Source organism: Kitasatospora sp. NPDC059722, from assembly GCF_042733235.1.
Lineage (GTDB): Bacteria > Actinomycetota > Actinomycetes > Streptomycetales > Streptomycetaceae > Kitasatospora.
In genome coordinates this window covers 1-11,381 of the sequence record NZ_JBHWGD010000143.1, presented here as the reverse complement: position 1 = coordinate 11,381, position 11,381 = coordinate 1, and the positions used below count along the sequence as shown (strand labels likewise).

General features: G+C 71.1%; 10 protein-coding genes and 1 tRNA gene. 4 read left to right on the top strand and 7 right to left on the bottom strand.

Annotated elements, in window-relative coordinates:
* Positions 1-96: 96 nt before the first annotated feature.
* From ACFV4F_RS40230 to ACFV4F_RS40210, 5 genes are all read right to left on the bottom strand, one after another.
* Positions 97-4,110: a hypothetical protein gene (locus ACFV4F_RS40230; protein ID WP_380510419.1), complete on the bottom strand. Its 4,014-nt coding sequence runs from the start codon at positions 4,108-4,110 to the stop codon at positions 97-99.
* A 236-nt stretch (positions 4,111-4,346) separates the two neighbouring features.
* Positions 4,347-4,430 (bottom strand) — tRNA-Leu (locus ACFV4F_RS40225).
* A gap of 70 nt (positions 4,431-4,500) precedes the next feature.
* The gene (locus ACFV4F_RS40220; RefSeq protein ID WP_380510416.1) at positions 4,501-5,826 is read right to left on the bottom strand and encodes a lipase family alpha/beta hydrolase; all 1,326 of its coding nucleotides are present in this window, start codon (positions 5,824-5,826) and stop codon (positions 4,501-4,503) included.
* Between the two features lie 132 nt (positions 5,827-5,958).
* Positions 5,959-6,093, bottom strand: a complete 135-nt coding sequence (locus ACFV4F_RS40215) for a DUF397 domain-containing protein (protein WP_380441900.1) — start codon at positions 6,091-6,093, stop codon at positions 5,959-5,961.
* Positions 6,053-7,000: a helix-turn-helix domain-containing protein gene (locus ACFV4F_RS40210; protein ID WP_380441898.1), complete on the bottom strand. Its 948-nt coding sequence runs from the start codon at positions 6,998-7,000 to the stop codon at positions 6,053-6,055. Before ACFV4F_RS40210 ends, ACFV4F_RS40215 begins: the two co-directional genes overlap by 41 nt.
* Positions 7,001-7,161: 161 nt before the next feature.
* Here ACFV4F_RS40210 and ACFV4F_RS40205 point away from each other — a divergent pair, with 161 nt between their 5' ends.
* Genes ACFV4F_RS40205 through ACFV4F_RS40195 form a run of 3 tightly spaced genes read left to right on the top strand, consistent with a single transcriptional unit; the run spans position 7,162 to position 8,701 of the window.
* Positions 7,162-7,605, top strand: a complete 444-nt coding sequence (locus ACFV4F_RS40205; protein WP_380510414.1) for an ATP-binding protein — start codon at positions 7,162-7,164, stop codon at positions 7,603-7,605.
* Between the two features lie 10 nt (positions 7,606-7,615).
* Positions 7,616-8,173 (top strand): hypothetical protein, encoded by a 558-nt coding sequence (locus ACFV4F_RS40200; RefSeq protein ID WP_380510412.1) that lies wholly within the window; start codon positions 7,616-7,618, stop codon positions 8,171-8,173.
* A gap of 48 nt (positions 8,174-8,221) precedes the next feature.
* Positions 8,222-8,701: a hypothetical protein gene (locus ACFV4F_RS40195; RefSeq protein ID WP_380510409.1), complete on the top strand. Its 480-nt coding sequence runs from the start codon at positions 8,222-8,224 to the stop codon at positions 8,699-8,701.
* A 100-nt stretch (positions 8,702-8,801) separates the two neighbouring features.
* On the opposite strand, the gene ACFV4F_RS40190 is transcribed toward ACFV4F_RS40195, so the two are convergent.
* Positions 8,802-9,584, bottom strand: coding sequence for an alpha/beta fold hydrolase (locus ACFV4F_RS40190; RefSeq protein WP_380510406.1), 783 nt, complete (start codon positions 9,582-9,584; stop codon positions 8,802-8,804).
* A 117-nt stretch (positions 9,585-9,701) separates the two neighbouring features.
* Complete coding sequence (locus tag ACFV4F_RS40185) at positions 9,702-10,262, bottom strand: hypothetical protein (protein ID WP_380510403.1); 561 nt, start codon at positions 10,260-10,262, stop codon at positions 9,702-9,704.
* Between the two features lie 102 nt (positions 10,263-10,364).
* Here ACFV4F_RS40185 and ACFV4F_RS40180 point away from each other — a divergent pair, with 102 nt between their 5' ends.
* Positions 10,365-11,276 carry a sigma-70 family RNA polymerase sigma factor gene (locus ACFV4F_RS40180; protein WP_380441885.1) on the top strand — a complete coding sequence of 304 codons (912 nt, stop codon included), beginning with the start codon at positions 10,365-10,367 and terminating at the stop codon, positions 11,274-11,276.
* The last annotated feature ends 105 nt before the right edge of the window (positions 11,277-11,381 follow it).

The window sequence follows — 11,381 nt, the reverse complement described above, 5'->3', positions numbered from 1 at the left end:
CGGTCACGTCGGCGGACTCGCTCACCCCGCTCCACGCGGCGCAGGTCGCCCTGAGCGGCAGGCTCTACGACGGCGAGGACCTGCCCGCCGAGCGGTTCAGGACGAGAAGTACCCGACCAGGTCGGCGACCACGTCGGTGCTCCCCCACTGGTTGACGAACGACACCCGGCCGTCCACCACGGGGGCCACCACCAGCGCGGAGACGACCTGCCCCGGCCGGTAGTTGATGCTCGAAGCGTCCGGGCGGGCCGTCCCGTGCGGGAAGACCGTCAGGAAGCTGGTGTTCGTCGGCCAGACCGCCGTCACGTTCATGACGACGGCGGTGACCCCGGTCGCGGGCATGCCCTCGACGCCGGCCACCCGCAGGCTCACCAGGTCGCCCGAGCCGCCCAGGGAGCCCACGCGGGCGCCCTCGCCGTCGCGGGTGTCCATCAGCCGCACCAGCGAGGACGGCGTGTAGGTGGAGCCCGAGTCGGTGTAGTAGCCGGTGATGTCGACGCCGAGGTCGACGTCGCCCCAGGCGTTGCGGATGTCCACGACGCCGTTGACGACCGGGACGGTCACCAGGTTGGTCACGTTCTGCCCGGCGGCGAAGTTGACCGCCGAGGCGTCGGGCACCGGCTGGCCGTCCGGGTAGACCGTGAGGTAGCTGGTCTGCGACGGGTTGACGGCCGTCACGCTCATGACGACCGCGGTGACGCCGGTCTCCGGGACGCCGCCCACACCCGTGACCTTGAGCGGCACGACGCCACCGGCGCCGACCCGCCCGGCCGGGGCGCCGACGCCCCACACGGTGTTCAGGATGCGCGACGGGGCGACCGGGCGCAGCAGGGAGCCGGCGCCGCCGTCGGTGTAGTAGCCGAGGATGTCGACCCCGAGGTCGACGTCGCCCCAGGCGTTGCGGATGTCCACCTTGCCGTTGGAGAGCGGCACCGTCACCAGGTTGGTGACGATCTGCCCGGCGGCGAAGCTGACGGTCGGCAGGTCGGGCACCTTCTGTCCGCTCGGGTACACCGAGACGGCGCTGTTGCTGCTGGGGTTGACGGCCGTCACGTTCATGACGACGGACGTGACGCCGGTCGTCGGGACGCCGCCGACGCCCGCCACCTGGAGCGAGAGCACGCCGCCCTGGCCGAGGCGCCCGGCGGGCGCGCCGACACCGGAGACGGTGTTGAGGATGCGGTTGGGGGTGAGCGGGACGAGCTTGCCCTTGGTGGCCGGCGCGGCGGCGGTCACCGTGAAGGCCTTGGGGAAGTAGTTCGGGGAGGGCACGCCGGTGGTGTAGCCGATCCCGTCGAGGACGACGTCGTAGGTGCCCGGCGTCATCCCGTTGGTGTCGGCCATGACGTGGAGCGAGGTGCCGTCGGGGCTGACGGAGACCGGCCGCATCGGGTACATGGCGCCGCCGAACTTCACCTTGGTCCCCAGGGTGAGGTTCGTGCCCCGGATCTCGATCTGGGTCTGGGTCCCGGCCGCGCCGGTCGTCCCGTTGATCCCGGTGAGGGACGGTCCGTTCTGGCCGGTGCAGGTGGGGTACTCGCACACGGCCTGCATGCTGTACTCCGTCGGGGTCACCGTGCCGCCGGCGCTGAGCAGCAGGACGGCCTTGCCGGGCACCGCGTTGTTGAGGCTCTGGCAGCGGGCGCCGAACTGGCCCCAGTTCCCGCCGCACTGGTACGTGTAGTCGTAATCGTCCCAGGTGGCCGGGGTCAGGAAGGTCAGCACCGGCTGAGCGATGTTGGTGGCGCTGCTGGTGCCGACGACGTTGAAGGACTGCGACGGCTTCATGTCGACGACGGCGCAGTAGCCGGTCGAGGACTCCGTGAGCAGTCCGCTGCGGAGCGGGAAGCCCTGTACCGAGACCGGGTTGGCGGTGCACTCCGGCGCCCAGCCGTCGGGCGTGCCGACCTTCCAGGTGTCCACGGCGGCGTGGATGTTCTGGCCCCGGTACCCGGAGGCGAGCACCGCCATGGTGTAGGAGGTCGAGCCGGTGACCTTGCAGTAGGTGCCGTTGGCGCCGCAGAGGCTCTTGCCGTTCGCGTCGATCACCAGCGGCGTCGCCGTGCCCTGGGCCCCGTTGCCGACGGTGGTCGTCCGCACGCTGAGCCAGAACTTGTCCGTGGCCGCGGCGGTGACCCGCACGCAGCGGGCGTCGAGGACCGAGCCCAGGTCCAGCTGGACGGACTGACCGCCGACGGCGGTCGAGTTGGGCGTGAGGCAGTTCGCGGTGGGCGAGATGTCCCGCCGGACGAGCTTGTAACCGTCGCCCCCGGCCGAGTTGGTCAGCAGCGCGGTGTACGGGGCGCCGGCCGTGAGGGCGCAGGTGAAGGCGGTGTTGAGGAAGGTCGAGCACGCCACGTTGCCCTGCGGGTCGACGACCTGGAGGGAGGCGTTGAGCTGGTTCGCCGTGTTGGTGTAGTCGGCCTGTTCGGCGGTGGCGTGCTGGTCCGCCGGAAGGGCCAGGCAGGCCTGCTTCACGTCGGCGGTCAGCGTGACCTCCGCGCCCCAGGTGCCGTCGAACCCGCTCTGCGGCCAGGCGGCACAGCCTGCCGTCTCGCCGGTCCGGTGGATCACCAGCGCGTAGGACTTGTTCACTTCGCCGCTCAGAACCGCGCGGAACGGCGCGGTACCGGCCAGCTTGCAGACGGCGGACGGGGTGTTGGCGCCGCCGTTGTCGCACTGCTTGGCGCCGGCCGCGTCGTAGACGGCGGCGAAGGCGCCGGTACCGCCGGTGGGCGGCCGGTTGAGCAGGTAGACACCGCTCCCGGTGGCCGTCGGCAGCGTGAGGCAGAACTGCTGCCCGCGCGCGCCGAAGGTACCGGTGGCCGGGCCGGACGTCAGCCCGGTGTCGTTGGTGGCGGTGCAACCCCGGGTCTCCTTGCCCGAGTGGAAGGCCATGCCGAACGCTCCGGCGTTGACGTTCCGCGCCTCGACCACCCAGGTGTAGTCGCCGGGCGCCAGGTCGCAGCCTTCGCCCTTCGCGCAGCCGCCGTAGAGCTGGGTGCCGTCGGGGCCGTACAGCCCGCCGTTAAGGGTGGAGCCGTCGGCGGTGATCGGAGCGAAGGAGTACTGGGCCTGTTCGGTGACCCGCAGCGTCCGGCAGCGCTGGGCCAGGGTCAGGTCCGGGCCCGTACCGAACGCCTGCGGTTCGACGATCGCGCAGCCGTCCGGATGCGTGAGCCGGGCCAGTGTGAGGTCGTACGTCTGGGCCGCGCCGGAGATCTGCTGCGCGGTCATCCGGAACGGCGCCTGGCCGGTGAGCTTGCAGTCGATCTCGGTGTTCTGGTTCGACCGGGTGTTGCAGACCTCCTTTCCGGTGGCGTCGTAGACGATCTGGATGATCTGGAACGCGGACACGTGGGTCCGCAGCACGTCACCGGTGGTCAGGTCGCCGAGCGCGTAGCAGTCGCCCGTGGAACCGACCGGGACCGAGCCGTGCAGCAGGGTCGGGCTGCCGAGCGCGAGGTCGGTGGCGCTCATCGTCCGACAGGCCGTGGTCGACAGCAGCGGCAGGTAGGAGACCGACAGGCCGTTGGTCCGGCCGCTGCCGTCCCGGACCTGGAGCGTGTAGGTGCCGGCCTGGGCGATGGCGCAACGCAGCATCCCGTCACCCCAGCCGCCGCCCATCGGCTGGGTGCAGGCCACGGCGGCACCGCCCGGCCCGGCCACGGTCGGGTAGACCGGGTTGTTCGTCGCCACGGCCTGGACGAGGAGCACGTCCGCGGCCTGCGGAAGCGTGAGCGCGAAGGAGGCCGTCTTGCCCCCGTCGATCGAGCAGGTGGAGACGGCCCCCGGGACCAGGCCGGCCGGACACGGGTTGGTCGGGTCGGCCTGCTGGACCTCGCGGGCCGCCTTCTCGTGCTCGGCCTTCGGGTCCTGAACCGGCGCCGTCGACGGCCCGGCGGTGGGCGCGGCGGCCGGGGCCGGGGTGGTGGTCGGCGCGGCGGTCGGGCTCGCGGACGACGTGGCCGCGGGCGGCGCGGCGGCGGCAGCCGGGTTGGCCTGGCCCACGAACGTGGCCAGGACGGCGAGCAGCAGGGCGCCGGGAGCCGCGAGTGAGGCTCTCCTCCCCCTGTGTCGCGTTCGTCTGTCGGTGGACAGGAACGTCACACTTTCCCCCCATGTCGGAAACGCCTGACTCCCGTGACCGTCACAGGAGTTCACAGGCGGGCGGAGTCTAGCGAGCGCAAAGGACAAGCTGAGAAGCACCCTCGACCCCGCGCGAGGGTCCCACGGCGGGCCCGTCGAGCGCGATGAGTTTTTTGGGCAGCTCTTGACCATGCGGGCGCAAGGCCCGGGAACGACAAAACGGCCGGTCAATCCGAAGATCGACCGGCCGTTCGCTGTGCGCGAGGGGGGAGTTGAACCCCCACGCCCTTTCGGGCACTGGAACCTGAATCCAGCGCGTCTGCCTATTCCGCCACCCGCGCATCTGGGTGATGAGGAATATCGTAGCCCATCCGCGCGGGTGCTCCGGACCAGGCCGGAAGGGGTGGAGGGTCAGTGGGCGAGCTGCCCGACGATCCAGTCGACCAGTGCGCGGGACAGGTGGCCGTGCTCGGAGTTGGCCTCGTCGAACGTGACCTCGTCCAGGTGGCCCCGGTTCAGGGCGTCGTCGGTGATCGGGGCGGCCGGGTCGACGTCCCACTTCGCCGGGTCGAAGTCCAGCGCCGCCGCGCTGACGGCCGGCACGAAGGCGCCGCTGCGGTAGTCGTCGGAGATCTTGGCCTTGAGCGCGTCCGCGACCTTGCCGAAGGAGTCCAGGGTGCCGCCGGGCACGGCGTCCAGCCCCGGGACCTCGGTGGTGGCGCTGCGGCGCACCGCGAGGCCGAGGTGCATGCCGCCGATCCGCTGCTTCTCACCCTTGTCCGGCTGGAACCGGGCCGTGGCACTGGCGACGAGCGCCTGCCAGTCGAACGCCACCTCGCCCACCGGCAGCGGGAGGCCGACCCCGTCACGCCGGCCGTTGGAGATGCCGAGCTTGCGCGGGATCTGCGGGAAGTTGCCGACCCGGGCGAGGTCGTCGAGGAACTCCTTGCGCAGCGGGCTGGCGGTGGCCACCGGGCCGGAGTACTTCGAGTTCTCGACCCACGCCCACAGCAGTTGCTGAGCGGCGGCGCTGCGGATCAGATCGGCCTGCTTGGCGCCGTCCGGACCGGCCGGGGTGAAGTCCTCGAAGAAGTAGGCCATCTGCTGGAGGATCAACGGGATCCAGGCGCCGTTGTGCGGCGAGTCGAACGAGAGGTACGTCGACGTCTGGTGGTCCATCCGCTGGGTCTCCAGCTTGGCGAGCGCGTAGCGGGTGACGATGCCGCCCATGCTCACCCCGCCGACGGTCAGCCGCTCGTCGCCCACGCGCTCCGCGATGGCACGGAGGACGGCGTCGATCACGACCCCGGCGTTGGCCTGGATGTGGGTGTGCCGCTCGGTGAAGCCGATCAGGACGATGTCGTAGCCCCTGCTCAGCAGCTCGTCGAAGAGGCCCGGCCGGCCGTCGGCGACGGTGTTGAAGTACGCGAACAGGCCGGGCAGGTCGCTCGGGCCGTAGCTGAAGCCGTCCGCGAAGAGGAAGGGCTTCCGCAGGCCGATCTTCGGGTTGGCGTAGTAGACCGCCGCCTGTCCGGTCGCCGTCTGTCCCTTGTACGGCGCGCCGGTCAGCTCCCAGACCACGTCGGCGTCGCGGCTGCGCTCGCCCGACAGGTCGTTGGCGAACCAGACTCCGGGCTTGAGCGAGTCGGCGATCTCCGCCAACTCGGCCTTGGTGGGCTCCACCTGGCCCTCCTTGAGGGCCGTCAGCGCTACGTCGATACGGGGTTCCTGTGCCATGAGGTACCGCCTCGGTCGATGCGAGCAGGGTCACGTGCGCACAGTGATCGACCGTAACTGTTCGGTTACTCACGGCACCAGGGTCGCGTCGGAACTGATTGAAATCGTTCGGATGTGACCGAGGCTGACCGGCTAGACGGGGAAGTCGCCGGCGCGGACGGCGACGACGAAGGACTCCCAGGCGGGGGCGGGGAAGACGAGAGCCGGGCCGTTCGGGTCCTTCGAGTCACGCACTGGGACGGCCCTGGCGAGGGATCCGAGGGCCACCTCGATGCAGTTGCCGCCGGCACCGCCGCTGTAGCTGCTCTTGCGCCAGACGATCACGTCGAGCTCGTTCTTCGTCATCTTTGAACCCTTCCAGCGCACCGGCGATCAGTGCCAGCGAGTCGGCCTCTGACAGCGAGTCTCCACGGAGCCGATCATAGCTTCGGCGATGCCTCGCTACGAACTCTGGCGCATCGCTGGAATGCCCACGATCAAGGGCCTCGGAGTACACCCAGGTCTGTCCATCTGGCATGTCCAAAAGCACCATTGACGTGTCGATGATGGTCTGCCTGCGCGCGAACGGCACCACATAGATGGTCACGTTGGGGAGCTTCGCGACAGCCAGCAGGTGTTCCATCTGGCGCCGCATCACTCCGGGACCGCCGAACACGGTTCGGATGGCGCTCTCGTCCAGGAGCGCCACCAGAAGCGGGCCACCCGGTTCGAGGAACCGCTTCTGCCTCGCCAGTCGAGCCACAGTTCGCTCCTGGATGACATCGAGCTGACCCTCGGCATCACTGGCTGCAAATACCGCCTCCGCGTATTCGCGACACTGAAGCAGCCCGTTCATCACACCGAGTTCGAAGGCTCGGGCGGCCACGGCCTCGGATTCCATGTCGACATGGTTCTGGAACCAGTCCGGATGCTCAACGCCCGCGCTCCAGTCGACCCGGCCGTACAGCCTCATCAGCAGGTCGCCGGTGTTCAACAGCCGACCGTACTCCTCGACTTCCTCGACCGACGGCTTCCGCCTGCCGCCCTCGGTCCGCGTGATGACCGTCCGGTCGCAGTGCAGGAGCTTGCCCAACTCCTCCTGCGTGAAGCCCGCCGCCTTGCGCGCGTGCCGGAGCTCCTCGCCGAACAGCACCGCCGAGCTCGCGGTCGGCGCTCGCTTGACCTTTGGTGTCATCACAGCTCCCGGATGTGCGGCGCTCGGCAAACACGTGGTTTTGGTCGTCACCGTAACTCCGGCGCCGGGACCATTGAGGCCAGAACGCAATCATTCGCACGCACAGCGTGATTGTGCGCTCCTGTCGCACCACCCCCATCCGCCCCCCGAGGTGCCTCGCCATGCTCAGAACCACCCGCCGGCCCCGAACCTTCGCCGCGCGCCTCGACTCCCGCCCCTACTCCACCCCCATCGCGCGCCACTTGCTCCGCGCCTACCTCTCCGCCCTCCCCTCCGGCGACCGGTACTCCGACATCGCCGAACTGCTCCTCTCCGAGCTGTTCTCCAACGCCGTCCAGCACTCCGACGCCCCCGATGACCGCCTCATCGAGGTCCGCTTCGCCCTCATCGGCAACCGTCTCCGCCTCGAAGTGCACGACGCCGGCACCGGTCGCCCGTCCCTCCTCGCGACCACCCCCGCCGACGAGCACGGCCGTGGACTGCACCTCGTCAACGAACTCGCAGAACGCTGGGGTTGCTGCCCCCGGGCGGGCGGCATCGGCAAGTTCGTCTGGGCCCTCGTCGCACCCGCCCCCGCCCCCGCTCCCGTCCTCCTCACCGCCTGAAGGCCGCCCGATGCCGTTCTCCACCCTCGCCCGGCACCTGTTCGACACCGGCGCCACCCCCGCCGACGCCTACGCCGCCCTCGCCCGCCGCACCCGCGAGCCGACCACCGCCGCCCGCGCCGTCTGCCACGCCCTCGGCATCGCCGCCGACGAGACGACCCGCCGCATCGACGAGTGCTACGACGCCCTCCTCGCCGACCCCCGCCCCAACTCGGAGGCCGACACCGGCGAACTCCTCGAAGCGCTCGGGGTGTTCGACGTCCCCAAGCCCCTCGACGCCCGCGGCCTCGCCGTCGTCGACCAGTTCCTCCTCGCCATCGACGCCCTCGGCGCCCTCCGCGCCGGCCACCAGCACGGCCTCACCCGCTGGTTCGTCACCGGCAACCTCACCGCCGCCTACCTCTCCCTCGCGGCCACCCAACCCCGCCCGGGCGTCGGCGACGCGGCCCACTACTGGACCGCCCTCGTCACCGCCGGCGAGCTCCTCGCCGCCGCCCCCACCCCGGACCCCCGCGTCAAACCCGCCCTCGCCCGCTGCCGGGCCCGCGCGGAGGCCGTCGCCCGGTGATGTACTGAACCCCAACGACCAGTCACCACGGACCTGTTGGGGGAAGACGTGTTCCGCAATGTCGTCGCCGAGTGGGACGCCCCGATCGCCGACCTCCGAGATCGGCCGCCCGGCTGGATACCCATCTACAGCGGGCAGGAATCCGACGGGTGCCTCTGGTGCATCGACGTCAACTACCACCACCACGGCCACGGCCTCGCCGCAACCGTCCAGACCGTGCGCCCTCTCTCGGAGCACCACCGCATGCATCCGAACACCACGCCGGAGACCGAGCTGTGGACGTTCCTCGCCAACTCCGGGCGGATCGAGCCCGTCCCCCCGGGCTTCGACATCACCACCGGCTACACGAGCCGGGACATCGAGTTCGAGGGCCTGACCTTCCCCGTCCACGTCCACCGCGCCCACGGGTGCAGCAGCGCCCGCTTCCCGCTCGCCCTCCTCGACGGCGGCTACGTGGTCGTCACCGCCGTCGACGAGCACTGGGCCACCGCCACCGACCTCGTCCTCCGTCACCCGGAGGCCCGCTGAGTCCACCCCAAGGTGGGGTTTGGCTCAACGGACCCCGAGCCGGGTGCCGAAAGGCCAACGGGGCGGCGGAGCTGAGGGCCGCCGCCCCGCCCTCCACCCGTCACACCGTGGCGAGGAACTCCCGCACCACGCGGTGGAATTCGTCCACCGCGCCGGTGACCAGCATGTGGTCCGCGTCCAGCTCCGCCAGGACCGTCCCCGGACGGCGCGCGATCATCTGCGCGACCTGCTCGGCGGGGATGGCACCCCTCGTACCGCTCACCACCAGGGCCGGGCAGGTGGTGGCCGTCCAGTCCGCCCAGTGGTCGCCGTGGACGTCCGCCTCGGAGGCGTACATGTCCTGCGGGTGGAAGGGCAGGCGCCAGCTGCCGTCGGCGTTCTCGCGCAGCCGGTCCTCGAAGTACGGCGCGGCGGCGCCGAGGGCGGTGACGAGGGCGTCCCGGCTGGAGGCGTCGTAGGGCAGGTGGAGCAGGAAGGCCAGCGGGTGGCTCCCGTCCAGCCCGAGCGCGGCCGGGCCCTCGGCGTTGACGATCGCCGTCACGCGCTCGGGGTGCCGGGCCGCGAACTGGTAGGCGTTGACGGCGCCGAGGGAGTGGCCGAGCAGCACGGCGCTCTCCAGCCCGAGGTGGTCGAGCAGGGCCTCGACGTCGGCGAGGTAGCCCTCCCGCGCGTAGTCGGCGGCCCGGTCCGACTCGCCCTGCCCGCGCTGGTCGGGGGCGATGACCCGCCACTCCGGGCCCAGTGCGGCGGCGAGCGGCGCGAAGACGGCGCCCTCCGCGAGGTGGCCGTGCAGGGCGAGCAGCGGGCGGCCGGTGCCGCCGAAGTCGAGGTAGGAGAGCCGGCGGCCGTCGATGACGAGCTCGGAGCGGATGGCGTCGTTCATGGTGGTCGTTCCCCCCGTGGAGCGGTTGATGGGATGACCGTACCCAGGAGTTAGACGTTTGTGCAACACATTCGTCTGACACGCCCGTGCGGATCTTGGAACCGTCCCGGCCGGGGCTCAGATCAGCGGCTTGTAGGCGCAGCCCTCCACCGCGTTCAGGAGGACGTAGGCGCGGCCGGGGCCGGTGGCCGTGTCGCGGAGGCGGGTGAGGGCTTCGAGTTCGGTGGGGAGGGTGAGGCCCAGGGCTCGCGCCGCGGCGGCGCGGTCGGCGGGGAGGTCGGGGTCGTCCTCCAGGTAGTCCTCGGCGGCCTCGGCGCTCTCCTCCGCCGTGAACGTGCGGCAGTCCTGCCACCACGGCACGGTGATCAGCAGCTCGACCAGTTCGCGGAGGTTCAGCGCCATGAGGGCCGCGCCGCCCTCCGAGTCGGCGAACAGGACCGGGCGGTCCTCGCCCAGCTCGCTCGGCCCGCAGAAGAAGTACGTGCCGCCGCCGCCCTCCTTCGCGAGGAGTTCGAGCGGTTCGCCGGAGGCCAGGACGACGTCCTCGACGTGCGGGTAGGCGTCGAGGCTGAAGTCGCCCGGCCACGCGAGGAAGTCCTCGGCGGCGGGGTCGGCGCGGATGGCGGCGATCAGGGAAGTCCCGGCGGAAGCGGAGGTCCCTGCGGTCACGGCGGTCATGGCGGTCACCCTAGACCCGGGGTCCGACGTTCCCGCGGGAGCGGCTAGGTTGCCAGTGCTGCAGCTTCAACCAGCGGGCCAACGGGGACGAGGAAAAATACGGTGAATCAGAAGACCGCACCTGCCGACCAGTTCGAGGAGCACCGGCCCCACCTGCGCGCCGTCGCCTACCGGATGCTCGGCTCGATCGCGGAGGCCGACGACGCCGTCCAGGAGACGTGGCTGCGCTACGACCGCACCGAGACCGGCGAGGTCTCGAACCTCGGCGCCTGGCTGACCACGGTGGTCTCCCGCGTGTGCCTGAACCTGCTGCGCTCGCGCGCGCAGCGGCGGGAGGAGCCGCTGGAGACGGGCGAGGACGGCACGGCGGGCGCGCCGCGCATCCCGGACCCGATCCTCGGGCGGGCGGGCGTGGTCGACCCGGAGCAGGAGGTGATGCTCGCGGACTCCGTCGGCCTGGCGCTGATGGTGGTGATGGAGTCGCTGGCGCCCGCCGAACGGGTCGCGTTCGTGCTGCACGACATGTTCGCGGTGCCGTTCGAGGAGATCGCGCCGCTGATCGAGAAGACCGCCGCCGCGACCCGCCAGCTGGCCAGCCGGGCGCGCCGCAAGGTGCAGGGGCAGGCGCCCGCGCCGGACAAGGACCTGAGCCGGCAGCGGGTGGCGGTGGACGCGTTCTTCGCGGCCGCGCGCGAGGGCGACCTCGACGCGCTGGTGGCCGTGCTCGACCCGGACGTCGTGCTGCGCTCGGACGGCGGCGCGGTGCGGGCCCGGCACTCGGTGGTGTTCACGGGGGCGTCGACGGTGGCCGGGCAGGCGGTGCTGTGGGGCAAGCTGGCGCCGTTCGCGCGGCCGGCGCTGGTCAACGGCACGGCGGGCGCGGTGGTCATCGGCCCCAACGGCAAGCCGATGTCCGTCATGGCGTTCACGGTGGTCGCGGGCGCGATCGTCGCGATCGACGTGCTGAACGACCCGGAGCGGCTCGCCGCGCTGGACCTGTCGCTCTTCGACTGAACCGGGAGGGGTGGGCTCCGGTCCACCAGCCTGTATCTTAAAAAAAAAACCCAGCCCACGATACTCAAAGAAATATCGTTTTACGGATTTGTCGTGTTATAGAGG

Excerpts from the sequence above, each read along its gene's own strand:
- ACFV4F_RS40205 (WP_380510414.1), top strand. The coding sequence starts at position 7,162 with ATGCTCAGAACCACCCGCCGGCCCCGAACCTTCGCCGCGCGCCTCGAC.
- ACFV4F_RS40185 (WP_380510403.1), bottom strand. The coding sequence starts at position 10,262 with ATGACCGCCGTGACCGCAGGGACCTCCGCTTCCGCCGGGACTTCCCTG.
- ACFV4F_RS40210 (WP_380441898.1), bottom strand. The coding sequence starts at position 7,000 with ATGACACCAAAGGTCAAGCGAGCGCCGACCGCGAGCTCGGCGGTGCTG.
- ACFV4F_RS40200 (WP_380510412.1), top strand. The coding sequence starts at position 7,616 with ATGCCGTTCTCCACCCTCGCCCGGCACCTGTTCGACACCGGCGCCACC.
- ACFV4F_RS40190 (WP_380510406.1), bottom strand. The coding sequence starts at position 9,584 with ATGAACGACGCCATCCGCTCCGAGCTCGTCATCGACGGCCGCCGGCTC.
- ACFV4F_RS40220 (WP_380510416.1), bottom strand. The coding sequence starts at position 5,826 with ATGGCACAGGAACCCCGTATCGACGTAGCGCTGACGGCCCTCAAGGAG.